Raw genomic sequence first — 25,914 nt, 5'->3', positions numbered from 1 at the left:
TACAATTACTTATGTTGGCTGTCGAAATTTTGAAGGAATTCTTCAAGTTCGTCAGCTGGCATTGGCTTAGCATGATAATAACCTTGTGCCTCATCACACCCTAATTGTTTTATGAAGTCCTGTTGATAAGCCGTTTCAATTCCTTCAGCGATAACCTCTAAACCAAGCTTTTGGGCCAAGTTAATGATTGTCTCTGCTAAAATTCCGTCGCCTCCAAAACCAATATCTTTGATAAATTCTCGATCTACTTTTAGCCGATTGATCGGTAGTTTGTGTAAATAACTGAGAGATGAAAACCCAGTTCCAAAATCATCTATCGCGATTGTATAACCTAACTGTCTTAAACGTTCTAAGGCCGTTACAACTAATGTTGTATCGTCCATTACTACACTTTCAGTGATTTCTAACTCGAGATTTTCAGGCTTAACATTATGTTTTTCTGTAATAGATAAAACGGTGTCAACAAAAGTGTTATTCTTAAATTGCGGCATAGATACATTTACAGCTATGCGAATGTCTTTATACCCGAGCTTGTTACACCGCACTATCTCTAAACAAGCTTGCTCAATAACCCAACTACCAATATCAACAATAAGTCCTGTATATTCAGCTAACGGTATAAATGTTAGAGGTGAATAAAATCCACCATTACCATTCGGCCACCTCAGCAATGCCTCGGCACCTATAATCTTATTGTTTTTTAAATTTAATTGCGGCTGGTACCATACCTGAAGTTTTTGCGCATAAAAATCATCGGTGAGTTTACGAATCATATCTAAGCGCCATGCGGTCTCATCTTCCATCTCGGAGGCATAGTAACTTGCTCTATTCTGTTGACCTTTTTTAGCTCGATTTAAAGCTATATTTGCTTGTTTAATAAGTATTAAACCGTTGGCTACATTATTTTCACCTTTAGAAATACCAATTCGGACGTTGACTGGGATTAGGTGCTCGCCGGCCATAAATGGTAAATCGAATATCCGTAGGATTTCATTTTCGTCAAGGGATGTCGTCGTCGCTATTACGCCAAATACATCGGCAGCAACTCGATAAATCATCACAGATTCGCTAAATTCTGAACTTAACCGTTCTGCAACTGCGACAAGTAGCAAATTGCCATAATCCTGACCGAGGCCATCATTAATATCTGAGAAGTGCTCTATATCGATTAATGTAACTGACTTTATTTGTTTGTTCGATTTATGTAGAGAATCCAAGTCCTCTATAAACTTGGTTCTATTTGGCAATTTTGTTAACGAGTCCAGATAAGCGATGTTACTAATCTGTTTTAAAAGCAAAGAATTATCAACATCGGAGGCGATATTAGATACAAATGATTGAATAAGTTCCGGTCGAATTATGTTCGGATAAACATCAAACAGTATCAATATAACGCTACATGACTTTGATGGAATAAATAAAATCAAGTCAGAGCCGAGTGTATAAGAGGTTTGACTTAGTATAGTTTGCTTAATTTTAACAACAATATCGTCAGACAGAGCATCCTCAAAGTTTTGTCCTACAAACTGATGTGTGCGCTCACTGCTATATTCAATTTCAAATCGAGTAGGCTCGCCCTTCTTTTTTCCTTGATCTATTAATAATAAACCCGGGCCAGAGGCACTGAATAATTCTAACGAGTTATGGACTAAACATTGAACAAACGACGTAAACGTCGTTTGAGATATTAATTCACTATTCATGATAGTGAGTCGCTGCAGAAAGTCTCGCGCCTCGCTGATAATGCAGAGTTGTTGATAAGATCTGATAGCAGAACACAGAGACGTAAACAACTTACTCCGAGTCGTTTCAGTTTTCATTATGTAGTCATTAATTTCGTAATCAGAGATAACTTGTTCTTCAGGCGCAAAGCCAGGCTGTCCAGTGCGTAAAATAATACGCATGTCTAGTAACGCCAGCTTATCTCTTATACAGCGAATTAACTTTAATCCTGAATCATCACTTTCCATAACAACGTCTAAAATCGTCACGGCGATTTTATCTTGTTCTTTTAAAAGCTCTAACGCTTCCGCTGCGCTGTACGCATGGAAAAACTTGAGCTTTTTACCCGCAATTTTTACACCTGCTAGCGCCATCGTTGTAACTTGATGGATTTCTGGTTCGTCATCAACAATTAAGATATTCCAATGGTCCAAACATTCTTGTTCGTTAATGTTATCGTCAGCGGTAAGTAATTGTCCCGAAAAAAGAAAATCATCTTGGCTTTTAGTTTTTTGAGTTGGCATCGGCCAGCAACATCCTCGTTAGAAATAATACTTATAATTCATAAAGTCCAACCTAAGTGTAGAAACAAAACCACTTTTTGTACAAAAACTTACTATTTAAATATTGCCATTTCTTTGACTTTTGTTGATGTTTTCAAGATTATGAATAACTCGGTGATTAAGAATAAAAAATTAAATGACTAACTCTGTAGATTCACGAACAAAATACTTAAACCTCGTTAAGCAATTAACGGGTATAGATTTTGAAATCTCTACAACACATGACCAAGAGAACAAAGTAATCAATCGTCTCAAGAATGATGAAGTTGTGTTACTCCGAGACCCCGACTTAAGCATATCGCAGCGCATCAATAAACGAGATCAAATTACTGAAGCTAGACAGCAATATAATTTAGAACAAATATTTAGTTTGGCCCTAGACTATGTAAAGGGTGATGTCCTCATTGATAGGTTAGATTTGGATTGGGTAATGAAGTTTACTGATATGGCCAAATGTTGTTATACACCATCAATGCATGAACTTTGGGCAAAAATTTTATCTGTAGAGTTAGTTCAACAAGGTTCCTTTTCATACCGAAGTTTAAAAACACTGGCGGAACTTGGAACTAAAGAGGCAAAAATATTTTATAAAGCCGTTAAACTTATGTGTCGATTTAATGAAGAACATTCAGGTAGGATATTAACTGGCATATACAAAAAACCCACACTGATAAGTCTCTTTTCAAATACAGGGAAGATTAGTTTAAATTTAAATCAGTTCGGATTGTCTTATACACACTTAATTTCATTGGCAGAATTAGGACTTATACATCAACAAGAGATTGAATCCGCTGCTTACAACGTCAATGACTCACTGTCTATAGCGCAAAACAAACAAAGCTTTAATGTAACAATAAAACAGAAAGATATCGTTTTTACTTACTATAAGTTAACTCAGTCTGGTTACGAACTTAGTCGCTTGGTGAATGCACCTGATGACAGTGAATTTTTACAATATCTTCTAAACGACTTTACCGACTTATTCGATAGCAATCATCAAGTTGCCACAAAAGCATAGCTCAATTGAAGTTTAAAAGCGTACCCTCATTCCAGCAAAAGTCGCGTCTAATTCTTGATGGAAAATAACACCATCACCTGCGGTAAAGTCTATATTTTCATTTCTAAAGCCCACTCTTAAATCGACGTCTGGGATTAGATTATTGTCAAAAGTATAGCCAATACCACTCTGATATAGATGGTTATTGTCACCTTTGTTGAATTCAGCAAATACGAAGAACCCGAGTAATGGGACTCCGCTCTCTAAGTTTACATGCAACATAGGCACAATTTTATCGGAGTCGACCATTGACTGCTGAGTGTCTCCAATTTTACTCGTATTAATCTCCAACTTTTGGTAACGCGCCAAAAGTCCCATGTCCATTTTTAACAGTCTAAAATCGAGCATAGGATAAGAAAGTAACACGTCATGTATCTGAGTTTTATTTTCTGACGATAACTGACTGGCAACACTAAACACTTCTCCGCCTAAAACATAAGTTTGCGCAAGCGTATTATTAGCTGCTTGATCTGTCGATGACGTCGCATATCGAATATTTGGTATCAGTGGCAGCTTATGGCTAAGGGAAAGCTCCAGCTGTCGTGCTGTAGCACCCTCGTCTTTAAATTCAAGTAGATTATCACTGGCGACTCCATAAGTTGAGGGAGCATCATTCTTCCATTGATCAATTCCAAGTGAAAAACTGAAAATATCTTTTGCGTATAGAGGTGACGCAATGATTAACAAAGAGACCAACGCGATAATTTTCAAAACTGACACAAACATAATAGCTTAACCCTGCGTTAATAATGTTTTAAGGTCGATAATTGCAGCATTAGCTCTTGAAATATAATTAGCCATTACAAGAGAGTGATTTGCTAACACTCCAAATCCACTGCCATTTAATATCATTGGACTCCAAATAGCTTGTTGTGTCGCTTCTAGCTCTCGGATAATTTGTTTCAAACTCGTTTGTGCATTTTTTTTCTGCAACGTGCTAGCAAAATCGATTTCAACCGCTTTCAAAAAGTGCAATAGAGCCCAACTCGCTCCCTTTGCTTCATAAAAGACATCATCTATTTTCCACCAACTCGTTTGTACCATTTGGCTCTTAGCGGTTTGTGTGGATTGTATTGCTGCGGTGTCACCTGCTAAATCAATGTTAATACGATCTTGACCGACGCTCGCGCTTAATCTTTGACTCAAGCTACCTAGGCGTTTTTCTACTTCATTTAACCAGTCTTTTAAATTATCGGCGCGTGCATAAAATTGTGCCGAACCTTGTTGTTCATCGCTTAATGAATCACGATATTTTTCTAGAGCTTCTACAGCCATACGATAAGAAGACTCGGAGCTTGGTAAAGCCCACGAGTTATGATCAATACTGAATTGTGGTTGCGCGACTTTTAGATACGGGTTTTCTACCGATTGAGATTGAGAGCGACTGAAATCTCGACGCAAGGCTAATGCTAAATCTCTGCTCATTTCTAACGCCCCAAATTCAAATGCAGGGATATTGTCTAGAAATACCGAAGGTGGCGCTATGTCATTTGATAAATACCCACCCGGTTTATCCAGCAGTACTTTTGTTACTTCAATTAACGTATGCGTTGTTGTAAAGCCTGTAACCGGTGTTGTGTTTAATTGTTTTGCTTTTGAAAGGGCTCGCTCTTCTACAGAAAAAACATCTGGCATGAAACTCCAGTACTGTGCCAGTAAAATAGACAGAACGACAATAGCTCCAAGGCCTGCTGCTAACCACTTTTGCATTTTTTTGACCTTCTTTTAATGATGGTGATGTTTTACTTTTATTGACTCAACGTTAAACGGGATGGTGAACTTATCACCGCTTTTCGTTCCAAAGGTAACGTCTACGCTATTAGTACCTTTTAGACTAGGCTCAACGTCTAGAAACATTAAGTGTAGTCCACCAGACTGAAAAACTACTGTTTCACCCACTGGTATTTTTACTTCTTGCTGTTGATACATTCGCATAACCCCATCTGTCATTTCATGGTTATGGAATTCAAGTACTTTTGATGCGTTACTTTGTGCGCTTACAAGTACTACGTCAGATATACCATTATTGGTTAACTTCAGATATCCAACGGTATTTTTCATGCCTGGTATTGGTGCACGAACTGAGGCGTCAGTCGCAGAAATTGATAAATCAGCAATTGCATTTGTGCTCGCCAATAATAAACCTAATAAAAGTACAATTATTTTCATTTCAGACACCTAACAAAGTTATTTGATAATAATCATACCGTAACCTAGGTCTTGATTGGATATTTATTTAATGATTTTTCTCTTTTCGAGAAAATACTAAATAAGCGAACACAGCTAACAGAACAATTGGCCAAGTAGCCGTTAGACCCGCTAATATAATCCCTCCAACTATCATTGCGAATACAACAAATAATCCAGCGAACAAACTTATAAATGCAACCGCAAGACCAAAAAACACAATGATTGCGACTCCAAAGCCAATGATATTTTCTGTTATTCCACCAATACTTACCCAGTGATTAAACCCTTCCACATTGAAGTAAAAAGTTGGTAACAAGCTTAATATAAAGCATATACCTAGTAGATATAGAGTAACTTTAAAAAAACTAGCCATAACGCTCCCCCTTCAATTAGTAGTATTTTCGAGTTGGCATCAAAATCGATGCCAAGAGATAACCAAAAATGGCTGCAGATGGATAAAACAAACCAAATATCACGGTACCGGTTCGAACAGCCCAAACCGGTAGGTTGAAATGTTTTGCGATACCTGCACATACACCGGTTAACTTTCTATTTAATGCGTCTTTAGTAATTGGATTACCAATATATTCATTTTTCATAATTCGCTCCTAAGCTTTAGCTAATTTTTTCTTTAATTGTGCTAGTTGATCATCAACTTTTGACTCGACTTCTAGCTTCTTAAACTCATCTTGCAAATTACTTGATGTGTAATCATATGCATCTGCCTGGCTTTCTAGGTCATCCACTTTGCGCTGCAATGCTTCATAACGGTTACTGATCATATCAATCTTATTGCTATCCATTGCTTGTTGAGAGCGTTGACGAACCGATGCCGACTCATGACGTCGATAGGTACTTTTTAACTTCTCTTTTACTTCAGCTAGCTTTACATGCAATTGACTCGTGTCGGATGATATTGTTTCCAAATCCATTTCTATTTTTACCAACTGCGCCTTTAATACTTCTGCCTCACTAGATGTTTTTTCTTTTTGAACTAACGCGTCTCTCGCTAAATCTTCTCTATCTTTACTTAGCGCTAATTCTGCTTTAACTTGCCATTCATTTTGCTGCTTTAAGATTAAATCCAATTCTCTGGTGATATGTTTTTTTTCAGCAATTAGACTAGCTGCATGTGTGCGAGCTTCTACCAGAGCCTCTTCCATATCTTGAGCAATTAGCCTTAACATATGCTCTGGTTTTTCAGCCTTATCTAAAGCTGCATTCAGGTTCGCGTTTACTACATCAACAAATCTATTTAGTACACCCATGGTAATCTCCTGATCGTTTAGTGGGTTAATCAAAATCACTTTTATACTTTCAATCGTCATGCCACTCCAATGAACTTTATAAGTGCTTGTTTTTAATAACTATAAATTCAGAAAGGAAAATGAGTTGAATCTGAAACATTTATTTGGTGGTTAATTTGACTAACTTTTAATCAAACAAACACAACAAGATTAACGAAGCCATATAATTCGTATTAGCGCTAAAAACCATTAGTATGAAAATTGAAGCCGATTTATAAATCGCCGGCACATTAGATTTGGAATTTGGAATTTGGAATTTGGAATTTGGAATTTGGAATTTGGAATTTGGAATTTGGAATTTGGAATTTGGAATTTGGAATTTGGAATTTGGAATTTGGAATTTGGAATTTGGAATTTGGAATTTGGAATTTGGAATTTGGAATTTGGAATTTGGAGGATTAAAGCAACTAAAGCAAATTGACTACAAACTAATTTGCTTATTTATGTATGAAAAAACCGCGCTAAATAAATTAGAGGAGTTAACTGCGTTTACTAGTGCGTAAACTACTCCCAAACTAATTACTGGCAACATCGAAACAACTAACAGCGTTAACGAACTCACCATAATTATTCACTTGCTTCGTTGTTTGTACTACTCGCGCTTTTTACTAATTTCACTATATGTCTAGCTTGTAAAATGTCTGTGTCTAAAATAGACAATTGAGTGTTGTGGCGAACCTGTTTCTGCACGGTGCTAACTTGCTCGTTAATTAACTTATTTAAGTCTTGAGTATCAGATAACGAACTAATTGAAACTGGTGTATTTAGAACTAGGCTGCTGATTAAAACTAATGATTGCATGACTTATCTCCTGATGTTTTTATGTTTAGTCGGAGATACTATTACAAAGGTTGTGCCATACCTGAAATAAAAATGGCCCTATATTTAAAGGGCCACTTGAGGTTTGCAAGTACAAACAAACAAATTGAAGATTTTCAAGATATTGATTGGTTAGTTAATTTAACCAATTATTAGTCAATTCCCCTTTCTCTAAAGAACGAGGTTGCTTCTTCAACAAGTTCTTTACCTTTTTTGTCTGTTTTCACCGCATTTTCACTCAAATATCTACGCCATATTTTGGCACCAGGTAAACCTAAATATAAGCCCATCATATGGCGAAGCACATGCCATGCACGCCCTTCGTCTTGCTCATGTAGAGTGATATACTCGGACATCTCCGATAAAACTTCTGAGCGCTTTATTTTTTTTGTTGGTTCACCATAAATAGCAGCGTCAACGTCGGCCATAATATAAGGGTTTTGATAAACCTCTCTACCCATCATAACACCATCAACGTGCTCTAGGTGTTCAATGCTTTCTTCTAAGGTTTTTATGCCACCGTTAATTATGATTTCTAGGTCGGGAAACATCTGCTTGATTTTATAAACACGGCCGTAATCGAGTGGTGGAATGTCACGATTTTCTTTCGGGCTTAAACCAGTTAACCAAGCTTTTCTTGCGTGTATAATAAATGTATCGCAACCTGCTGCTTTAACTTTTGTCACAAAATCGAGTAAAAACTCAAAGCTGTCTTGGTCATCAATGCCAATACGAGACTTAACGGTAATGGGAATTGTGGTCACTGCTTTCATCGCCGCAACACATTCCGCAACCAATTCAGGCTTTGCCATTAAACAGGCACCAAACATTCCATTTTGAACACGATCCGAGGGACAACCTACATTAAGGTTTACTTCGTCGTAGCCTCTTTCTTCGGCTAGCTTGGCACAGTGTGCTAACGCTTCAGGATCACTGCCACCTAACTGTAAAGCGACTGGTTGTTCTCTCTCGTTAAACTTTAAAAAATCATTCTTTCCGTGGATGATTGCTCCAGTAGTGACCATCTCTGTATACAAAACTGAATGCTTGGACATAGTACGATAAAAATAACGACAGTGGCGGTCAGTCCAATCCAACATTGGAGCTACGCAAAAACGCCTATCTAGTTTTTTCTTAGTCACTTTGACAATACCTCATTAAATACATGACCTTACAGCACCCATATGGAGAATTAATAAAAGTCCAAAAACGGCGTTTTCCGGTATAAACACCCCTATTTCACCCCCTCAGGGGCAAAAAAACCCCCTCAGGGGCACCAAAATAGGATAAAAATAGTGGCGTATTATAGCATTTCAAAACATATAGCTAACCATCAAAGTGACTTTTTCTTTTTGTAACGCTTCTGGACTATAAAGGATTGATAATCTACCAAATCTTGGTAGGTGTGTTTGGTGATATTCTCTATCGGAGAGTGATAACTTACATCCCTTAACCACTCGATATTATAAGGGCATTTTTTGATCAATCTACGTAAAGTCTTTATAACATCATGATTTTGTTTATCCAATGTTAAGTAAAAAAGCGCTTCAGCGAACATGGTAGGAGTAACACAATAATAATTGGCTCCGTCAAACTTAAGAAAACGTTCGTCAAAAGAAGAGACTGCAAGATTAGAGTTTGGTTTAGGAATGTGTAGTGTCGTAATAGACTTAGTTAAGGTCTTACCGCTTGTTTGGGTAAAACCAAGTTTATTAAAATATCGAATTAAGTAGTTTCGTTGACCCACCGACAGGACATCATAATCATTCCGCACAAAAAAGTTATCGTCATAAACCGTAATCAATGGCAAACCATCGACCATGAACAAGTTGCTATCTTTGTTTATTGTGGAGGCATTAAATGACATAACTGTTCTCTTAATTTTGCTTAATAGGATGTTTGCACAATCGCTGCTTAGTCACCTTGTTCATAATTTAATACGAAAAATACCAAGCAGAGATCATTTACTAACACCGACCATTTATACAAAGGAACTGGATGCGCAAAGTCAGTAGCTATGTTTACTGTGATTTAATCTTTAAAGTTTTTAAACTGAAACGGTTGGCCAAGCTCACTCGTTCTTACCAGTTGCATAACCGCTTGTAAGTCATCACGTTTTTTACCTGTAACGCGGAGCTCTTCACCTAGAATAGCAACTTGAACTTTTAGTTTGCTGTCTTTAATTATTTTGACAATCTTTTTAGCTATGTCTTTTTCGATACCTTCCTTGATTGTCACTGTTTGAGAACAGGCGCGCCCAGAAAATTCTGCTTTGGAAATCTCCATTGCGTTTGGATCTATTTGGCGTTTTACTAGCTGGCTTCGCAAAATATCTACCATTTGTTTTGCTTGGAAATCACCACCGCATTTGATTTTTACTGCTGGAGATTTCCATTCAAAGCTAGCTTCAACACCACGAAAGTCATAACGGGTGCTTAATACACGATTCGAGTTTTCGGTAGCGTTACGCATTTCTTCTAAATTTACTTCAGAAACGATATCCATTGAAGGCATTATTTTATCTCTTTTAATTGATGGTTTTAAACCAAGTATAACTAAAACGGGGTGTGGATTAAATCGGAGGCAATAAAAAACCCCTCGCACATAGTGCAAGGGGTTAGTATGGGAGCCTGGCGGTGAGCTACTCTCGCATAGCAAATGCTACACTACCATCGCCGCAGCTGCGTTTCACTTCTGAGTTCGAAATGGAGTCAGGTGGTTCCACAGCGCTATTGCCACCAGGCAAAGCTGTTTGTAATCGATGTTATAAAAACACCGCTTACGTAAATTGTCTTAACAATCAGAAAGCTGGATATTCAACCAAAATAATTTTGAGTCTCTGTAGGAGAACACTTAAGCGTTGTATGGTTAAGCCTCACGGGCAATTAGTATAAGTTAGCTTAATGCCTCACAGCACTTCCACACCTTACCTATCAACGTTGTAGTCTTCAACGACCCTTTAGGACAGTTAAACTGTCAGGGATGACTCATCTCGAGGCTCGCTTCCCGCTTAGATGCTTTCAGCGGTTATCGATTCCGAACGTAGCTACCGGGCAATGCCATTGGCATGACAACCCGAACACCAGCGGTTCGTCCACTCCGGTCCTCTCGTACTAGGAGCAGCCCCTCTCAATCATCCAACGCCCACGGCAGATAGGGACCGAACTGTCTCACGACGTTCTAAACCCAGCTCGCGTACCACTTTAAATGGCGAACAGCCATACCCTTGGGACCGACTTCAGCCCCAGGATGTGATGAGCCGACATCGAGGTGCCAAACACCGCCGTCGATATGAACTCTTGGGCGGTATCAGCCTGTTATCCCCGGAGTACCTTTTATCCGTTGAGCGATGGCCCTTCCATACAGAGCCACCGGATCACTATGACCTACTTTCGTACCTGCTCGACGTGTCTGTCTCGCAGTTAAGCTTGCTTCTACCATTACACTAACCGTACGATGTCCGACCGTACTTAGCAAACCTTCGTGCTCCTCCGTTACTCTTTGGGAGGAGACCGCCCCAGTCAAACTACCCACCAGACACTGTCCACAACCCCGATAAGGGGCCAATGTTAGAACATCAAACATACAAGGGTGGTATTTCAAGGATGGCTCCACCTGAACTGGCGTCCAAGTTTCATAGCCTCCCACCTATCCTACACATGTAGGCTCAATGTTCAGTGTCAAGCTGTAGTAAAGGTTCACGGGGTCTTTCCGTCTAGCCGCGGGTACACAGCATCTTCACTGCGATTTCAATTTCACTGAGTCTCGGGTGGAGACAGCGTGGCCATCATTACACCATTCGTGCAGGTCGGAACTTACCCGACAAGGAATTTCGCTACCTTAGGACCGTTATAGTTACGGCCGCCGTTTACCGGGGCTTCGATCATGAGCTTCTCCGAGGATAACCCAATCAATTAACCTTCCGGCACCGGGCAGGTGTCACACCCTATACGTCATCTTTCGATTTAGCAGAGTGCTGTGTTTTTAATAAACAGTTGCAGCCACCAGGTCACTGCGACCCACTTCAGCTCCGATAGCAAGTATCTTCACCTAATGTGGGCGTACCTTCTCCCGAAGTTACGGTACCATTTTGCCTAGTTCCTTCACCCGAGTTCTCTCAAGCGCCTTAGTATTCTCTACCTGACCACCTGTGTCGGTTTGGGGTACGGTTCTTAATCATCTGAAGCTTAGAGGCTTTTCCTGGAAGTATGGCATCAATGACTTCATCACCTTAGTGACTCGTCTCGTATCTCAGTATTAGCCGCCCGGATTTACCTAAGCAGCCTACCTACATACTTTCACACGGACAACCATCGCCGTGCTCACCTAGCCTTCTCCGTCCCCCCATCGCAATGATTAAAAGTACAGAAATATTAATCTGTTTCCCATCGACTACGCATTTCTGCCTCGCCTTAGGGGCCGACTTACCCTACCCTGATTAGCATGGGATAGGAACCCTTGGTCTTTCGGCGTGGGGGTTTTTCACCCCCATTATCGTTACTCATGTCAACATTCGCACTTCTGATATGTCCAGCACACTTCTCAATGCACCTTCAGCCACTTACAGAACGCTCCCCTACCTAGCGTAATAAATTACGCTACCGCAGCTTCGGTGTTATGCTTAGCCCCGTTACATCTTCCGCGCAGGCCGACTCGACTAGTGAGCTATTACGCTTTCTTTAAAGGGTGGCTGCTTCTAAGCCAACCTCCTAGCTGTCTAAGCCTTCCCACATCGTTTCCCACTTAGCATAAACTTTGGGACCTTAGCTGGCGGTCTGGGTTGTTTCCCTCTCCACGACGAACGTTAGCACCCGCCGTGTGTCTCCCGGATATTACTTTACGGTATTCGGAGTTTGCATGGGGTTGGTAAGCCGGGATGGCCCCCTAGCCCAAACAGTGCTCTACCCCCGTAAGTATTCGTCCGAGGCTCTACCTAAATAGATTTCGGGGAGAACCAGCTATCTCCCGGTTTGATTAGCCTTTCACTCCTAGCCACAGGTCATCCCCTAACTTTTCAACGTTAGTGGGTTCGGTCCTCCAGTTGATGTTACTCAACCTTCAACCTGCCCATGGCTAGATCACCGGGTTTCGGGTCTATACCTTGCAACTTATTCGCCCAGTTAAGACTCGGTTTCCCTACGGCTCCCCTATTCGGTTAACCTTGCTACAAAATATAAGTCGTTGACCCATTATACAAAAGGTACGCAGTCACAGAACAAGTCTGCTCCTACTGCTTGTACGTATACGGTTTCAGGTTCTATTTCACTCCCCTCACAGGGGTTCTTTTCGCCTTTCCCTCACGGTACTGGTTCACTATCGGTCAATTGGGAGTATTTAGCCTTAGAGGATGGTCCCCCTATCTTCAGTCAAGGTTTCTCGTGCCCCGACCTACTTAATATGTCCAACATGGCTTGTCGTGTACGGGACTATCACCCACTATCGTTGCACTTTCCAGAGCATTCCACTAAACCATGCTGATTCGGCTGTTTCCCGTTCGCTCGCCGCTACTTAGGAAATCTCGGTTGATTTCTTTTCCTCCGGGTACTTAGATGTTTCAGTTCTCCGGGTTCGCTTCGCATAGCTATGTATTCACTATACGATACCCTAAAAAGGGTGGGTTTCCCCATTCGGAAATTCTGGTTTATAACGGTTTTTATCACCTTAACCAGACTTATCGCAGATTAACACGTCCTTCATCGCCTCCAATTGCCAAGGCATCCACCGTATACGCTTATTCACTTAACCATACAACCTTAAATGCTCTCGCAAATTCAGTCGCAGTTTATGTGTCATATTTATTGGTTACTTGGTTTGTATAAGACCAAGAACCTGACATAAATAACGCTTGAGTTTTCTCTTACAGTGATAATCAAAATTATTTTTTTAGTTGTTGAATAACAAATAAATAAACAATAATGTTTACCTTATTTTTTTATCAGCTTTCCAAATTGTTAAAGAGCATGAGTTTATAAAAAACTCTAAACGATGCACACTCACTACAATGTGTATGGTTTAGGGTTTTGAATCGAGAAACTGAGTGTCAGTATGGTGGAGCTACGCGGGATCGAACCGCGGACCTCTTGAATGCAAATCAAGCGCTCTCCCAGCTGAGCTATAGCCCCATACTGAAGTCACGTCATTAAAACGTTGGTCCAAATCGAAGATTTGGTAGGCCTGGGCAGACTTGAACTGCCGACCTCACCCTTATCAGGGGTGCGCTCTAACCAGCTGAGCTACAGGCCTATCGTTTATGCTACAAACTCTCGAATGCAGCTAACAGCTTGCAGCTTTCTCGCTCATTATTCGTAATTAATTATTTGTGTGAACACTCTGAAGGTGTAACTTCGTTTATAAGGAGGTGATCCAGCCGCAGGTTCCCCTACGGCTACCTTGTTACGACTTCACCCCAGTCATGAACCACAAAGTGGTAAGCGCCCTCCCGAAGGTTAAGCTACCTACTTCTTTTGCAGCCCACTCCCATGGTGTGACGGGCGGTGTGTACAAGGCCCGGGAACGTATTCACCGTGGCATTCTGATCCACGATTACTAGCGATTCCGACTTCATGGAGTCGAGTTGCAGACTCCAATCCGGACTACGACAAGCTTTATGGGATCCGCTTACTCTCGCGAGTTCGCAACCCTTTGTACTTGCCATTGTAGCACGTGTGTAGCCCATCTCGTAAGGGCCATGATGACTTGACGTCGTCCCCACCTTCCTCCGGTTTGTCACCGGCAGTCTCCTTAGAGTTCCCACCATTACGTGCTGGCAACTAAGGATAAGGGTTGCGCTCGTTGCGGGACTTAACCCAACATTTCACAACACGAGCTGACGACAGCCATGCAGCACCTGTCTCATAGTTCCCGAAGGCACTAAAGCGTCTCTGCTAAATTCTATGGATGTCAAGAGATGGTAAGGTTCTTCGCGTTGCATCGAATTAAACCACATGCTCCACCGCTTGTGCGGGCCCCCGTCAATTCATTTGAGTTTTAACCTTGCGGCCGTACTCCCCAGGCGGTCTACTTAATGCGTTAGCTGCGCAAGACAACTCTTAAGAGTCAAACTGCTAGTAGACATCGTTTACGGCGTGGACTACCAGGGTATCTAATCCTGTTTGCTACCCACGCTTTCGTACATGAGCGTCAGTGTCGACCCAGGTGGCTGCCTTCGCCATTGGTATTCCTTCAGATCTCTACGCATTTCACCGCTACACCTGAAATTCTACCACCCTCTGTCGCACTCTAGCCATCCAGTTTCAAATGCAGTTCCCAGGTTGAGCCCGGGGCTTTCACATCTGACTTAAATGGCCGCCTGCGTACGCTTTACGCCCAGTAATTCCGATTAACGCTCGCACCCTCCGTATTACCGCGGCTGCTGGCACGGAGTTAGCCGGTGCTTCTTCTGCGAGTAACGTCACACCTAGCCGGTATTAACGACTAAGCTTTCCTCCTCGCTGAAAGTGCTTTACAACCCGAAGGCCTTCTTCACACACGCGGCATGGCTGCATCAGGCTTTCGCCCATTGTGCAATATTCCCCACTGCTGCCTCCCGTAGGAGTCTGGACCGTGTCTCAGTTCCAGTGTGGCTGATCATCCTCTCAGACCAGCTAGGGATCGTCGGCTTGGTGAGCCTTTACCTCACCAACTACCTAATCCCACTTGGGCTTCTCTAAAGGCGGGAGCCGAAGCCCCCTTTGAGCCGTAGCTATCATGCGGTATTAGCAGTCGTTTCCAACTGTTGTCCCCCACCTAAAGGCAAATTCCCAAGCATTACTCACCCGTCCGCCACTCGTCATCTTCTAGCAAGCTAGAAATGTTACCGTTCGACTTGCATGTGTTAGGCCTGCCGCCAGCGTTCAATCTGAGCCATGATCAAACTCTTCACTTAAAAGTTTAATCGCTACCCATTGAATTCTGTTCAAATAAATTTCGTTCAGACACTCAATTGATAGTTACAAGTACTAAGCTGCCTTCCGAAGAAGAACCTTAGTGTGTTTTGTTACTACTCATCGGAGTGCCCACACAAATAATTAATTACAAATTGTTAAAGAACGTTCAGAGCCTTTCTGCTCTTGGTCGAGACCTTGTCTCAACCGGGATGCGCATTCTACACTTCCCTAATTCGTTGTCAACGTTTTTATCAAATCTTTTTCATTATTTTGAAGAAGTTTTCTAAACCGTTTTAAGTCAAATCAAACCACCTTTACTTAACGTTTCAAGCCGTTTGATGTCTCCCTGACAACGAGGACGCATTTTAGGGAGTTTTAGAAATAGCGCAAGCACTAATTGCAAATAATCCGATCTTTTTAGATCGTTTGAACAGATCTTGTTCGATCTGTGTAAAAAATGGATCATTCTGCTAAATTATGACCAAGAAATAACTTGTAAATCCCTCTGTAGGTAATAGTATATGCCTTACGTGAACGATCACGTGTTTACATTTATGTTTTTTAAAACTTTTTTGAGAGTATGGAATATGTCTTTTAATTCTTCGGTATTCGTACCGTCTATAGTAGTAGCAGTTATCGGTGCGGTTCTTTTTCATTTTGTTGGTTCTGAAGTCCCTGCATCTGCAGCCTTTGCGATTGGTGCGGTAGTAGCAGGTCTTGTTGCTTCATTCACTGGTTCTTCAGAAGAGCAGGCAGCAAATACAACAACGTTATATGTGGGTAACCTTCCTTATCGTGCAAACGAAGGAAGTGTTCGTGAGCTTTTCAGCGAATACGGTACCGTGTTTTCTGTTCGTTTATTACGAGATAAGCAAACAGGCAAACGTCGTGGTTTCGGTTTTGTAGAGATCGCTACGGCAGATAGCACTAAAGTGATCGACTCTTTGAATGACTTTGAGTTTCAAGAACGTATGCTTAAAGTACGTTTAGCAAACGACAAGTAATTCACACTTAACTTTAAGAAAAGGTCGCATTAGCGGCCTTTTTTATTGCCAAATTTAGTGTTTTAGTCATTTATTGAGTAAAATGCATCATTATGTCCATTATTATGAATTTATCCCTATGCCATTAAGTTCGATCAAACCAGAACAATACGACTCGTTACTAGACAAAAAGATCCAAATTGTTAATGAACAGTTTAATGAATTTTCTATTCCGTCTATAGATGTATATAAATCGCCGACACTGCATTACCGAATGCGTTCAGAATTCAGAGTCTGGCATGACGGCGACGACCTGTTTCACATCATGTTCGACAAGGAAACTAAAGAAAAGATCCGAATAGATCACTTTCCACCAGCAAGTGAGCTTATTAATAGTGTGATGAAAGACATCATTGACGAATTAAAGCCAAACGAAGTGCTGCGCCGGAAACTGTTTCAAATAGACTACCTTTCTACCCTAACCGGAGAAGTATTGGTGAGCCTGCTTTATCACAAACAGTTAGACGACGAGTGGATTGAACAATGTAAAGCCTTAAAGTCTCGCCTATCTGAAAAATACACCATTGACTTTGTTGGGCGTGCCAGGAAACAAAAGGTAATTTTAGATCGTGATTTTGTCATTGAAGAGCTAACCGTTGATGGCAAACCTTATATATATAAGCAGGTAGAAAATAGTTTTACCCAACCAAACGCTAAGCTATGTGAAGATATGTTGAGCTGGGCCAAAAACGCTAAAGCATATACAGGCGATCTATTAGAGTTATATTGCGGTGCTGGTAACTTCTCACTCGCTTTAGCTGACAAGTTTGATCGCGTATTAGCGACTGAGATATCGAAAACATCAGTACAAGCTGCTCAATACAATATAGAAGCAAACAAAATAGATAACGTTGATATTATAAGAATGTCAGCGGAAGACTTTACCGAAGCGATGAATGGAACACGTACATTTAATCGATTAGAAGGTATCGATTTAAAGAGTTACAACTGCAATACAATTTTAGTCGATCCGCCTAGAGCAGGTTTAGACGATGACACGGTTAAAATGGTTCAACAATATGAAACCATCATATATATATCGTGTAACCCTAATACCCTGCACGACAACTTATTAGAGTTAAGTAAAACACACGACGTTTCAAAGTTTGCTGTGTTTGATCAATTCCCATATACCGATCATTTAGAGTGTGGGGTTGTTCTTACGGCTAAGTCTTAGTCTTAGTCTTAGCCTTAAAGATCTTGCGATAAAAAAGCCCACTATGGTGATTTTCCCATATGGGCTTTTTGCTCTCTATATTTGATATATCTAGAACTCTCATTATAAAACTAATCTAAACCGTACTCTTTAATAGCATCATCTAAGTTAGCTACTCTGCGCTAAATCCCCAGCGATCCTTTTTTCTTTTAAAGATAGCCTCTGATATGAACTGTATATCAATGTTCTCGTTTGACCTTCTCGCAAATAGGCATCCATTTCAACAGTAAAAGCGGTCGATACCGGCACAATCTCTAAAATAATGCCATCACCTAAATTTGCGCTTAATAGCGTTTTATCCGAGAACGCAAATAACGTTTTATCTTGGTCTTTAAAGTCGCCATCTACGTATAGCTTAATACCTCTAATCCAGTTGTTACAAACTCGGATTTCTTTACCCTTAACTTCAAATAAAAAATCTTTACTAAACATATCTAATCCTTAATTTTGTTTACGCTAAAAACTTACCTAGAAGACGACCAATAGTGACACCTAATCCAAACAGATAGGTCGCCCCGACAATGATCGCTAAGGTCAAAACACCTGGTTCATCCCAAATAGACTTATACTCTTCATTACCTATTAATTGTTTCATGCTACATCCTTAACAAAAAGTACCACTAATCCAGCACCTATTAGCATCCCAGTTGAAAGCGTAACTATAAACTGCACGACTTTTTCTAGTTTTTTGCTACTTCCATCTGCTATCAATTCCATTTCAATCACAGGGTTTTCTGGCACAATAATCTCTGACTGTTGAATTTCAAAAACAGAAGCCAAGGCCATCACAGTTTCACTTGAAGCATTCCCATACCGCTCAACACGTTGAATAGTTCGTAGACTGACTCCACAAGCATCAGCTAAATGTTGTTGAGTCCAATTCTGACTTGTTCTTTTTGTTTTAATTAACTCTGCATTTATATCCATTTTAGTTCTCCAGAGTTACTTATCTAAAAAGTTTAAAAGTAAAGTCATACCAACAAAACCAGAAATGGCACCGATTCCAAACCAAAGAAAAAAGCCTTTAAAAAACTCCTTTTTCGACGATGTGCTTTTAGGCATAACTTTCTGGGTGTCGACATGTACCCCATCTTTAATCAGCGAACAGTGTAATTCCGACGTCAGTAAATTGACCATATTAAACTCAACTTCGTATAAAACGCCTTGATGTTCAAATGAATGCAATGACTTTCGCCTTAAGCTACGATTTTCTGAGACAAGATTTCCATCCAACGTAACCGACTCTTTTCCTGATTTACTCGACCCCCACGCTTCAATCTGGTGACCTCCTACCTCAAAATGAAATCTAAAACCATCTGAAAATAAACTGATGCCAGAGAGCTTCTTAACAGCATCGCTCTCAACTACTGGATTAACATTACTATTTTCAGAGTTGGTAGTTACAACCTTATTATTCTCAGCAAGATTACTCTCTAAATTATTATCTTTTTCCGAAGTCATTTTTAAAATCCTTATGTATTTGTGTTACTCAATGTGGGACTCAGTAAAACAAATATTTCCTAAACCTGTGACGACACTAACAGGACAGTCATGCGTTTTGTCATATGTCTGTGGTTAGTGTCACAATATGACAGTGAGGTGTCACATACCTGAAAGTCTTATCCTGACTAGCTTTGCTTCTAATCATCTATATTTTTAAGCAAATGGAATTAAACGTAAAAATAGCCATCTACTTTTTAGCATGTCGCATCGATTCCGAGCCTTTTGCAATAAAACGCATTTGACGAACCACTTTTATCGACAACAATTCTCGCTTTTCCTGACTTAAATCCAATGCTTCTGCCCCAGCATTAAAAACTATCGTCACTAATGCATCGGCTTCATAAAGTGCATCTTGATGATTTGAATTAGTTTTGGTTTGAATGTATTCCGTCAACTCTTCAACAAAGTGTTGAATTTCTCTGTTTACCGCCAGTCGAAAAGCTTTAGATGTGCCAGAGCGTTCACGAAGCAAAAGCCTAAACTCATTGCCATTAATTTCAACAAACTCCATAAAGGTAGAAATAGACGTTTGCACCACGCTACCTTTGCCCTTATCAATCCGAGCACGAGCCTGACGCATTAATTGTCTTAACATTAATCCCGCTTCATCCACCAGCGTCAAACCTAACTCATCCATATCCTTAAAATGACGATAAAACGAAGTCGGAGCAATGCCCGCCTCTCGAGCTACTTCACGCAAACTCAAATTAGCAAAGCTTTGATCTGGACTTAACTGACGAAACGCAGCGTCGATAATGGCGCGTCGAGTTTGTTCTTTCTGTTGAGCTCTTGTTCTTACGAGTGTTTGACCTGTATCGTTATTCATCGTTTACCTAATATTAGATTCCGGTGTCTCACAAACTTTAAACTTAATAACAACAAGCAATCGCTATCATTTATAAAGTTATTCGTTGCATTTATTATCGCATCTTCTAAACTCAGCGTACGTCTGTTAGCTAAGTATTAAGTATGTCAAAACCACCTATTTTATGGACCAACGTGTTCGTTTTTTTATCTACATTTTTAATTGCATTAATAGGTGTACCTTTATATGGCTACCATTATGGTTATCAAACCGAACATCTGGTTGCCACAATAATAGCATTAGGTTTTGCTGGCATGTCTATCACCGTTGGTTATCATCGCCTTTGGTCCCACCGAACGTACGAAGCACATCCAGCTTTACAATTTATTTTAGCGTTAGGCGGTGCATTTGCATTGCAAAACAGTGCATTACACTGGTCTTCTGACCACAGAATACATCATAAATTTGTTGACCAGAATGGTAAAGACCCATACTCCGCTAAAAAAGGGTTTTGGTTTAGTCATATCGGCTGGATGTTACGAGACCATCAACCAGAGCGATATGATGATTACAGCAACTGTCGAGATCTACAAAAGAACAAAATAGTTATGTGGCAACACAAACACTACCTGTTACTCGCAATGACGCTTAACTTCGGCATTCCTATTGCGCTTGGTATTATTTTTAATGATATTTGGGGCATGTTACTAACGGTTGGCGTATTGCGCTTAGTATTAAGCCATCACTTTACTTTCTTTATAAACTCACTGGCCCATATTTGGGGTAAACAGCCGTACACCGACAAAAATAGTGCTAAAGACAATGGTCTGCTTGCTTTTATCACCTATGGTGAGGGTTACCATAATTATCACCACATCTTCGAAAACGATTACAGAAATGGCATCAAATGGTGGCACTTCGACCCAACTAAATGGTTTATAAAAGCCATGACCTTTGTAGGCTTAACCAATAATCTTAGAAAAGTACCGGAAGAAAAAATAAAGGCGGCGAAGTGGAAAATGCAAAAGCAACTTGCCACTCAAAAGCTCGTCACTTTACAAGGTAAAACCGACTTGTTAAATAAACTGGACGCTGAATATCATCACCTCGTTGAAGAATTTAAACGATATGTTGAGATCAAATCGGCATACCTTACCGCGAAAAAACAAGCGATATCTGACGCCGCACTTGCAGAACTGAAAACTAATTACAAACTATTGCAGTCACAAATAAAAATGAGACAACAAGAGTGGCAGGCGCTCATTAACGAAATTCCGGCTTAAATAGGCTAATTAGCAATAAATTAGCTACATAAATACAAAACTTTTACTAAAATGAATAATTCTCTAAGTTTTAATTCTTTGTTAAACTTACAAGAATTAGATGATTGAACATCATTCCTTTTATGTTGAAGCGACAAGGGTGTATTTGTGAGCGATAAAAAACAAAAAAACCAAGCAAGTGAAAAACCACAAAAGTTCGATTACGATACGATTGTAATCGGCACGGGACCAGGTGGTGAAGGTGCTGCAATGAACCTGACTAAAGCAGGTAAGCGTGTAGCGGTAATCGAAAAACACACTCAAGTTGGTGGTGGTTGTACACACTGGGGCACAATCCCGTCAAAAGCGCTTCGACACTCTGTAAGTCGACTTATCGAATACAACAGCAACCCACTGTTTAATAAATCGGAAAAAGCAGCGTCGCTAACATTCGAAAACATCCTAGAACATACAACCAAAGTCATTCGTGATCAGGTTCGCTTACGTGGCGGATTCTATAATCGTAACGAAGTGGATATTATTCACGGTACGGCTTCATTTGTAGATAAAAACACGCTTCAAATAGTTTTGCTTGATGGTTCAATCGAACACCTTACTGCCGAGAACTTTGTAATTGCTACAGGATCTCGACCTTACAATCCTGTTGATGTTGATTTTAAACACCCTCGTGTATATGACTCCGACACGATTTTATCGCTAAAACACCAACCTAAAAACATCATTATTTATGGTGCTGGTGTTATCGGCTGTGAATACGCTTCAATTTTTAGAGGTTTAGGTTGTAAGGTAGATCTTATCAATACTCGAGATCGCCTATTGTCATTTATGGACGCAGAAATGACAGACTCACTAAGTTATCATTTCTGGAATAGCGGTATCGTTATTCGCCACGGTGAAGAATACGAAAAAATTGAAGCACAAGAAGATGGCGTCATCATGACGCTGAAGTCAGGCAAACGTATGAAAGCCGACTGTATTCTTTTTGCTAATGGTCGTACTGGTAATACAGATTCATTAAACCTTTCTGCCATCAATTTAGAAGCTAACTCTCGTGGTTGTTTAGCAGTAGATTCAACATACAAAACAGCGGCTGACAACGTATTTGCAGTAGGTGACGTAATTGGTTATCCAAGCCTAGCAAGTGCGGCTTACGATCAAGGCCGAATTGCAGCCGAATATATGTTGCATCTTCCTACTGAAGGCCAACTTATTGAAGATATTCCAACAGGTATTTATACCATTCCAGAAATGTCATCGGTTGGTAAAACAGAACAACAACTAACGGCCGCTAAAATACCTTATGAAGTGGGTCGTTCATCATTTAAACACCTTGCTCGTGCACAAATCGGTGCCACTCCAGTAGGTGGTTTAAAAATCTTGTTCCACTGTGAAACCAAAGAAATTTTAGGTATTCACTGTTTTGGAGAACAAGCGGCTGAGATCATTCACATTGGTCAAGCTATTATGCAGCAAAAAGGAAAAGCAAATACGATTGAATACTTTATTCATACCACGTTTAACTATCCAACAATGGCTGAAGCTTATCGCGTTGCAGCGTTAAATGGCTTAAATAGATTGTTTTAAGATCTACCACGGTTGCAGATTTCTAAATTCAGTAAATCTGCAATCAAGTGAATGTCTATAGCAGACATAAAAAAAGCGCCTAAGAGAAACCTTGGCGCTTTTTTTTATACGTTGTAATTGTATTGCAAACAAATAAAGCAAGCTACGTATTAGTCAACTTGCTAAAAGTTATTTTTATTTATGGTACTTCGGGCTGTAATCAACAACGGCATTAATAAAGGCACCCGCATTCTCAGGCGATACATCTGGCGTAATGCCGTGGCCTAAGTTAAATACGTGGCCTGTTCCTTTATCGCCGTAGTCAGCCAAAATAGTTTGTACTTCTTGGCGAATACGATCTGGCGTCGCATAAAGCATTGCTGGATCCATATTACCTTGAAGTGCTACTTTGTCGCCGACACGTGCTTTTGCTTCTGCAATGTTCATAGTCCAATCTAGACCTAGTGCATCACAACCTGTCGCCGCCATTTTTTCAAGCCACTGACCACCGTTCTTAGTAAACAAGGTAACTGGAACTTTACGACCTTCATTCTCACGAGTTAAACCATCAATGATCTTGCTCATGTAGTTTAGAGAGAACTCTTCATAGTCACGTGGCGTTAATACACCACCCCAAGTATCAAAAATCATTACCGATTGCGCGCCCGCAGCAATTTGCGCGTTTAAGTAGCTAGTAACAGAGTCCGCTACCTTATCCAACAATTGGTGCATCATCTTAGGCTCTGAATACATCATGCCTTTAACTTTAGAAAATGTCTTAGTCCCACTGCCTTCAACCATGTAGGTTGCTAAAGTCCAAGGACTACCTGAAAAACCAATCAATGGAATAGAGCCATTTAACTCTTTACGAATAGTACGCACTGCGTTCATTACGTATTGCAGTTCGCCCTCTGGATCAGGAATAGGTAATTTATCAATATCCGCTTTTGATTGAATCGGATTTTTAAAACGTGGGCCTTCACCCGTTTCAAAATATAAACCTAATCCCATCGCATCAGGAATAGTTAATATATCTGAGAAAAGAATTGCCGCATCTAACGGGTAACGACGTAATGGCTGCATAGTCACTTCACATGCTAACTCTGCATTTTTACATAGCGACATAAAATCACCAGCAACAGCTCTTGTTGCGCGGTACTCTGGCAAATAGCGTCCAGCTTGACGCATCATCCATACTGGAGTTCGGTCTACAGGCTCTTGTAATAACGCACGTAAGTAACGATCATTCTTTAATTCAGTCATCGGCTCTTCTCTAATAAATATGCTGGCGCGATTCTACCAGAACCCGCTAATTGTCTCTATAGATTGAAAGTGTATAAAAAGCGTTTTTTTTATTCGAAATCAATTTTAGGTTATTTCTTGCACACTGATCCATGCTTTGCTATAAATACTTCGCGCTCAAGAAAAACTATAATAAAAACTCATTTTAATGAGCTCACGCGCTAGAAAAATTCGACCACTCTTATGAGTGGTTTTTTCTTTTCTGCACTACTTATGTACCAATCTCTTTGTGTGCTCAATTAATTGCCTAGATATCGTTTTAAATGGTGGAACTGGTGGCATGTCTTCGCCAAATTCAAACCAATCGGCAGCTTCAATCTCATCATCGCACAAATTAAGTTCGCCAGAATCATACTCTGCAACAAATCCAACCATTAACGAATGCGGAAACGGCCAAGGCTGACTCTTAACATACTTAATATTTTTAACCTTAATCCCGACCTCTTCAAAAACTTCGCGATGTACAGCCTGCTCTAAGGTTTCACCACTCTCTACAAAACCAGCTAATACGCTATATATATTAGCCGTAGAGCGTTTATTTTTAGCCAATAAGATTTGTGAACCTTTGCGAATAGCAACAATAACAACGGGCGAGATCCTCGGATAACAACGGTGCTTGCACGGCTCGCATAATGTTGCGAGTTCCCAATCAATAATTTGCATTGGTGATCCACACTGTCCGCAGTATTGATGGGTTTTTAAAAATAACTGAACCTGATAAGCACGCGCTGCAAATTCAAATAACTCATTCTGCTCAAACAAAATACTACGAAGGCCAACAAATTCATCGAGTTCCAGATCCGATTCTGACGCAAGAATGTGCGTAGCATCTAAGGTGTACACAGGATCGCCATCATACTCACCAATTTGATGCACAACATCAGGTCTAGTTATATTTATTGCGAGATCATCAAAGCTACCAAATGGAATTTTATTCTTTGGGCCAGGCAAATAGATCTGATGAGTTAAAATAACGCACCACCAGCCTTCTAATTCAGGTGAAAATGGAATACTGTGTTGAATCATCATTGCTCCTTTAAGGTTCAAAACCACTGAGCACTAGTGTAAACCGAAACATCACATTTCCGTTATGCTAAATCTAAATTTATGTCTTATAATTTTATTTAACAGACGGAAAACAACTGTACTTTCAAAGAGGAAGACTCTAAATGTTAATTCGGCAGGAAAAAACTCAACAAAAATATGGCGGCGCAAATACGGTCATCGATGCATGGCTAGCTGAGCGACAAGAGCTGCTAGTGAAGTATTGTCAGTTGGCTGGACTTCCACCTTTTGAATCAGTGAAAAACTCATTACCAGACCATGTAGCGATCACTAATTTTTGCCAAATCCTCATCGACTACTTATCCGCAGGTCACTTTGAGATATACGATAGTATCGTTAAACAATGTTCGGAAAATGGTGCTGAAAGTGCTGCACTCGCTCAAAGGCTGTATCCTTTAATAACGGAGACCACACAGCTGCTCGTAGATTTTAATGACAAATATGCCAACCTTCCATCAGACAAAGAACTTAACGCTTTCGATTATGACTTATCTGAAGTTGGTACCACTCTTGAACAACGTATGGAGTTAGAAGACGAGCTAATTCATATTCTTCATAGTAAACATAGTTAGATTGATATAAGCAGTTGA

General features: G+C 40.3%; 25 protein-coding genes, 2 tRNA genes and 3 rRNA genes. 7 read left to right on the top strand and 23 right to left on the bottom strand.

Going from position 1 to position 25,914, the window contains the following annotated elements:
* Nucleotides 1-5 precede the first annotated feature (5 nt).
* Complete coding sequence (locus J9318_RS02490) at nucleotides 6-2,246, bottom strand: bifunctional diguanylate cyclase/phosphodiesterase (protein WP_210560977.1); 2,241 nt, start codon at nucleotides 2,244-2,246, stop codon at nucleotides 6-8.
* A gap of 175 nt (nucleotides 2,247-2,421) precedes the next feature.
* On the opposite strand from J9318_RS02490, the gene J9318_RS02485 reads away from it, so the two are divergent.
* Nucleotides 2,422-3,303 (top strand): TIGR03899 family protein, encoded by an 882-nt coding sequence (locus J9318_RS02485; RefSeq protein WP_210560976.1) that lies wholly within the window; start codon nucleotides 2,422-2,424, stop codon nucleotides 3,301-3,303.
* Nucleotides 3,304-3,315: 12 nt separating this feature from the next.
* On the opposite strand, the gene J9318_RS02480 is transcribed toward J9318_RS02485, so the two are convergent.
* The 6 genes from J9318_RS02480 to J9318_RS02455 all read right to left on the bottom strand — a co-directional run bounded on the left by J9318_RS02480 (nucleotide 3,316) and on the right by J9318_RS02455 (nucleotide 6,860).
* A complete protein-coding gene (locus tag J9318_RS02480) occupies nucleotides 3,316-4,068 on the bottom strand; it encodes a TIGR04219 family outer membrane beta-barrel protein (RefSeq protein ID WP_210560975.1) in 753 nt (250 codons plus the stop codon).
* A gap of 6 nt (nucleotides 4,069-4,074) precedes the next feature.
* The gene (locus tag J9318_RS02475) at nucleotides 4,075-5,052 is read right to left on the bottom strand and encodes a DUF2333 family protein (RefSeq protein ID WP_210560974.1); all 978 of its coding nucleotides are present in this window, start codon (nucleotides 5,050-5,052) and stop codon (nucleotides 4,075-4,077) included.
* 15 nt (nucleotides 5,053-5,067) lie between these two features.
* Nucleotides 5,068-5,511 (bottom strand): copper chaperone PCu(A)C, encoded by a 444-nt coding sequence (locus tag J9318_RS02470; RefSeq protein ID WP_210560973.1) that lies wholly within the window; start codon nucleotides 5,509-5,511, stop codon nucleotides 5,068-5,070.
* Between the two features lie 67 nt (nucleotides 5,512-5,578).
* Nucleotides 5,579-5,905 carry a hypothetical protein gene (locus J9318_RS02465; RefSeq protein WP_210560972.1) on the bottom strand — a complete coding sequence of 109 codons (327 nt, stop codon included), beginning with the start codon at nucleotides 5,903-5,905 and terminating at the stop codon, nucleotides 5,579-5,581.
* Nucleotides 5,906-5,921: 16 nt separating this feature from the next.
* Nucleotides 5,922-6,131, bottom strand: a complete 210-nt coding sequence (locus tag J9318_RS02460; protein ID WP_210560971.1) for a PspC domain-containing protein — start codon at nucleotides 6,129-6,131, stop codon at nucleotides 5,922-5,924.
* Between the two features lie 9 nt (nucleotides 6,132-6,140).
* Complete coding sequence (locus tag J9318_RS02455; RefSeq protein ID WP_210560970.1) at nucleotides 6,141-6,860, bottom strand: PspA/IM30 family protein; 720 nt, start codon at nucleotides 6,858-6,860, stop codon at nucleotides 6,141-6,143.
* 236 nt (nucleotides 6,861-7,096) lie between these two features.
* Between J9318_RS02455 and J9318_RS02450 the strand changes: the two genes are divergently transcribed.
* Complete coding sequence (locus J9318_RS02450) at nucleotides 7,097-7,342, top strand: hypothetical protein (protein ID WP_210560969.1); 246 nt, start codon at nucleotides 7,097-7,099, stop codon at nucleotides 7,340-7,342.
* A gap of 64 nt (nucleotides 7,343-7,406) precedes the next feature.
* On the opposite strand, the gene J9318_RS02445 is transcribed toward J9318_RS02450, so the two are convergent.
* The 9 genes from J9318_RS02445 to J9318_RS02405 form a co-directional block, all read right to left on the bottom strand.
* Entirely contained in the window at nucleotides 7,407-7,640 is a 234-nt protein-coding gene (locus J9318_RS02445; protein ID WP_210560968.1) for a hypothetical protein, read from the bottom strand.
* A 170-nt stretch (nucleotides 7,641-7,810) separates the two neighbouring features.
* On the bottom strand, nucleotides 7,811-8,758 hold the full coding sequence (gene dusA / locus J9318_RS02440) for a tRNA dihydrouridine(20/20a) synthase DusA (protein ID WP_244732000.1): 948 nt from the start codon (nucleotides 8,756-8,758) through the stop codon (nucleotides 7,811-7,813).
* 233 nt (nucleotides 8,759-8,991) lie between these two features.
* Complete coding sequence (locus J9318_RS02435) at nucleotides 8,992-9,525, bottom strand: hypothetical protein (RefSeq protein WP_210560966.1); 534 nt, start codon at nucleotides 9,523-9,525, stop codon at nucleotides 8,992-8,994.
* A 164-nt stretch (nucleotides 9,526-9,689) separates the two neighbouring features.
* Nucleotides 9,690-10,172: a YajQ family cyclic di-GMP-binding protein gene (locus tag J9318_RS02430; protein WP_210560965.1), complete on the bottom strand. Its 483-nt coding sequence runs from the start codon at nucleotides 10,170-10,172 to the stop codon at nucleotides 9,690-9,692.
* A gap of 114 nt (nucleotides 10,173-10,286) precedes the next feature.
* A 5S ribosomal RNA gene (gene rrf, locus J9318_RS02425) occupies nucleotides 10,287-10,401 on the bottom strand.
* Nucleotides 10,402-10,522: 121 nt separating this feature from the next.
* A 23S ribosomal RNA gene (locus tag J9318_RS02420) occupies nucleotides 10,523-13,403 on the bottom strand.
* A 301-nt stretch (nucleotides 13,404-13,704) separates the two neighbouring features.
* Nucleotides 13,705-13,780 (bottom strand) — tRNA-Ala (locus tag J9318_RS02415).
* 44 nt (nucleotides 13,781-13,824) lie between these two features.
* Nucleotides 13,825-13,901 (bottom strand) — tRNA-Ile (locus J9318_RS02410).
* Between the two features lie 108 nt (nucleotides 13,902-14,009).
* Nucleotides 14,010-15,543: ribosomal RNA gene (locus tag J9318_RS02405) — 16S ribosomal RNA — on the bottom strand.
* Together the 16S, 23S and 5S rRNA genes with 2 tRNA genes alongside form the textbook arrangement of a ribosomal RNA operon.
* A gap of 588 nt (nucleotides 15,544-16,131) precedes the next feature.
* Between J9318_RS02405 and J9318_RS02400 the strand changes: the two genes are divergently transcribed.
* Together J9318_RS02400 and trmA are read left to right on the top strand one after the other, a co-directional pair.
* Nucleotides 16,132-16,548 (top strand): RNA recognition motif domain-containing protein, encoded by a 417-nt coding sequence (locus J9318_RS02400; RefSeq protein ID WP_210560964.1) that lies wholly within the window; start codon nucleotides 16,132-16,134, stop codon nucleotides 16,546-16,548.
* A 118-nt stretch (nucleotides 16,549-16,666) separates the two neighbouring features.
* Nucleotides 16,667-17,764: a tRNA (uridine(54)-C5)-methyltransferase TrmA gene (gene trmA / locus J9318_RS02395; RefSeq protein WP_210562341.1), complete on the top strand. Its 1,098-nt coding sequence runs from the start codon at nucleotides 16,667-16,669 to the stop codon at nucleotides 17,762-17,764.
* A gap of 147 nt (nucleotides 17,765-17,911) precedes the next feature.
* Here the strand turns inward: trmA and J9318_RS02390 are convergent, their stop codons facing one another.
* From J9318_RS02390 to fabR, 5 genes are all read right to left on the bottom strand, one after another.
* A complete protein-coding gene (locus J9318_RS02390) occupies nucleotides 17,912-18,235 on the bottom strand; it encodes a hypothetical protein (protein WP_210560963.1) in 324 nt (107 codons plus the stop codon).
* Between the two features lie 19 nt (nucleotides 18,236-18,254).
* Nucleotides 18,255-18,398, bottom strand: a complete 144-nt coding sequence (locus tag J9318_RS02385) for a hypothetical protein (RefSeq protein ID WP_210560962.1) — start codon at nucleotides 18,396-18,398, stop codon at nucleotides 18,255-18,257.
* On the bottom strand, nucleotides 18,395-18,730 hold the full coding sequence (locus tag J9318_RS02380) for a helix-turn-helix domain-containing protein (RefSeq protein ID WP_210560961.1): 336 nt from the start codon (nucleotides 18,728-18,730) through the stop codon (nucleotides 18,395-18,397). The genes J9318_RS02385 and J9318_RS02380 overlap by 4 nt, the downstream gene beginning before the upstream one ends.
* Nucleotides 18,731-18,745: 15 nt before the next feature.
* Nucleotides 18,746-19,264 carry a hypothetical protein gene (locus J9318_RS02375; protein WP_210560960.1) on the bottom strand — a complete coding sequence of 173 codons (519 nt, stop codon included), beginning with the start codon at nucleotides 19,262-19,264 and terminating at the stop codon, nucleotides 18,746-18,748.
* A gap of 229 nt (nucleotides 19,265-19,493) precedes the next feature.
* On the bottom strand, nucleotides 19,494-20,132 hold the full coding sequence (fabR, locus tag J9318_RS02370) for an HTH-type transcriptional repressor FabR (RefSeq protein ID WP_210560959.1): 639 nt from the start codon (nucleotides 20,130-20,132) through the stop codon (nucleotides 19,494-19,496).
* Between the two features lie 143 nt (nucleotides 20,133-20,275).
* Between fabR and J9318_RS02365 the strand changes: the two genes are divergently transcribed.
* Together J9318_RS02365 and sthA are read left to right on the top strand one after the other, a co-directional pair.
* Entirely contained in the window at nucleotides 20,276-21,394 is a 1,119-nt protein-coding gene (locus J9318_RS02365) for an acyl-CoA desaturase (protein ID WP_210560958.1), read from the top strand.
* A 249-nt stretch (nucleotides 21,395-21,643) separates the two neighbouring features.
* Nucleotides 21,644-22,978, top strand: coding sequence for a Si-specific NAD(P)(+) transhydrogenase (sthA, locus tag J9318_RS02360; RefSeq protein WP_244731997.1), 1,335 nt, complete (start codon nucleotides 21,644-21,646; stop codon nucleotides 22,976-22,978).
* 174 nt (nucleotides 22,979-23,152) lie between these two features.
* Here the strand turns inward: sthA and hemE are convergent, their stop codons facing one another.
* Together hemE and nudC are read right to left on the bottom strand one after the other, a co-directional pair.
* Nucleotides 23,153-24,220 (bottom strand): uroporphyrinogen decarboxylase, encoded by a 1,068-nt coding sequence (gene hemE, locus J9318_RS02355; protein ID WP_210560955.1) that lies wholly within the window; start codon nucleotides 24,218-24,220, stop codon nucleotides 23,153-23,155.
* Nucleotides 24,221-24,466: 246 nt separating this feature from the next.
* Nucleotides 24,467-25,288: an NAD(+) diphosphatase gene (gene nudC, locus J9318_RS02350; RefSeq protein WP_244731816.1), complete on the bottom strand. Its 822-nt coding sequence runs from the start codon at nucleotides 25,286-25,288 to the stop codon at nucleotides 24,467-24,469.
* A 140-nt stretch (nucleotides 25,289-25,428) separates the two neighbouring features.
* On the opposite strand from nudC, the gene rsd reads away from it, so the two are divergent.
* A complete protein-coding gene (rsd, locus tag J9318_RS02345) occupies nucleotides 25,429-25,896 on the top strand; it encodes a sigma D regulator (RefSeq protein ID WP_210560953.1) in 468 nt (155 codons plus the stop codon).
* Nucleotides 25,897-25,914: the final 18 nt, after the last annotated feature.

Source organism: Psychrosphaera aestuarii (assembly GCF_017948405.1).
Classification (GTDB): Bacteria; Pseudomonadota; Gammaproteobacteria; order Enterobacterales; family Alteromonadaceae; genus Psychrosphaera; species Psychrosphaera aestuarii.
The sequence above is the reverse complement of the archived record's forward strand: the minus strand, read 5'-3'. Positions and strand labels throughout refer to the sequence as shown.

Bases quoted from the DNA above. Each gene is read 5' to 3' on its own strand.
- J9318_RS02490 (WP_210560977.1), bottom strand. From the start codon at position 2,246: ATGCCAACTCAAAAAACTAAAAGCCAAGATGATTTTCTTTTTTCGGGA.
- J9318_RS02485 (WP_210560976.1), top strand. From the start codon at position 2,422: ATGACTAACTCTGTAGATTCACGAACAAAATACTTAAACCTCGTTAAG.
- J9318_RS02480 (WP_210560975.1), bottom strand. From the start codon at position 4,068: ATGTTTGTGTCAGTTTTGAAAATTATCGCGTTGGTCTCTTTGTTAATC.
- J9318_RS02475 (WP_210560974.1), bottom strand. From the start codon at position 5,052: ATGCAAAAGTGGTTAGCAGCAGGCCTTGGAGCTATTGTCGTTCTGTCT.
- J9318_RS02470 (WP_210560973.1), bottom strand. From the start codon at position 5,511: ATGAAAATAATTGTACTTTTATTAGGTTTATTATTGGCGAGCACAAAT.
- J9318_RS02465 (WP_210560972.1), bottom strand. From the start codon at position 5,905: ATGGCTAGTTTTTTTAAAGTTACTCTATATCTACTAGGTATATGCTTT.
- J9318_RS02460 (WP_210560971.1), bottom strand. From the start codon at position 6,131: ATGAAAAATGAATATATTGGTAATCCAATTACTAAAGACGCATTAAAT.
- J9318_RS02455 (WP_210560970.1), bottom strand. From the start codon at position 6,860: ATGACGATTGAAAGTATAAAAGTGATTTTGATTAACCCACTAAACGAT.
- J9318_RS02445 (WP_210560968.1), bottom strand. From the start codon at position 7,640: ATGCAATCATTAGTTTTAATCAGCAGCCTAGTTCTAAATACACCAGTT.
- dusA (WP_244732000.1), bottom strand. From the start codon at position 8,758: ATGTTGGATTGGACTGACCGCCACTGTCGTTATTTTTATCGTACTATG.
- J9318_RS02435 (WP_210560966.1), bottom strand. From the start codon at position 9,525: ATGTCATTTAATGCCTCCACAATAAACAAAGATAGCAACTTGTTCATG.
- J9318_RS02430 (WP_210560965.1), bottom strand. From the start codon at position 10,172: ATGCCTTCAATGGATATCGTTTCTGAAGTAAATTTAGAAGAAATGCGT.
- J9318_RS02400 (WP_210560964.1), top strand. From the start codon at position 16,132: ATGTCTTTTAATTCTTCGGTATTCGTACCGTCTATAGTAGTAGCAGTT.
- trmA (WP_210562341.1), top strand. From the start codon at position 16,667: ATGCCATTAAGTTCGATCAAACCAGAACAATACGACTCGTTACTAGAC.
- J9318_RS02390 (WP_210560963.1), bottom strand. From the start codon at position 18,235: ATGTTTAGTAAAGATTTTTTATTTGAAGTTAAGGGTAAAGAAATCCGA.
- J9318_RS02385 (WP_210560962.1), bottom strand. From the start codon at position 18,398: ATGAAACAATTAATAGGTAATGAAGAGTATAAGTCTATTTGGGATGAA.
- J9318_RS02380 (WP_210560961.1), bottom strand. From the start codon at position 18,730: ATGGATATAAATGCAGAGTTAATTAAAACAAAAAGAACAAGTCAGAAT.
- J9318_RS02375 (WP_210560960.1), bottom strand. From the start codon at position 19,264: ATGACTTCGGAAAAAGATAATAATTTAGAGAGTAATCTTGCTGAGAAT.
- fabR (WP_210560959.1), bottom strand. From the start codon at position 20,132: ATGAATAACGATACAGGTCAAACACTCGTAAGAACAAGAGCTCAACAG.
- J9318_RS02365 (WP_210560958.1), top strand. From the start codon at position 20,276: ATGTCAAAACCACCTATTTTATGGACCAACGTGTTCGTTTTTTTATCT.
- sthA (WP_244731997.1), top strand. From the start codon at position 21,644: ATGAACCTGACTAAAGCAGGTAAGCGTGTAGCGGTAATCGAAAAACAC.
- hemE (WP_210560955.1), bottom strand. From the start codon at position 24,220: ATGACTGAATTAAAGAATGATCGTTACTTACGTGCGTTATTACAAGAG.
- nudC (WP_244731816.1), bottom strand. From the start codon at position 25,288: ATGATGATTCAACACAGTATTCCATTTTCACCTGAATTAGAAGGCTGG.
- rsd (WP_210560953.1), top strand. From the start codon at position 25,429: ATGTTAATTCGGCAGGAAAAAACTCAACAAAAATATGGCGGCGCAAAT.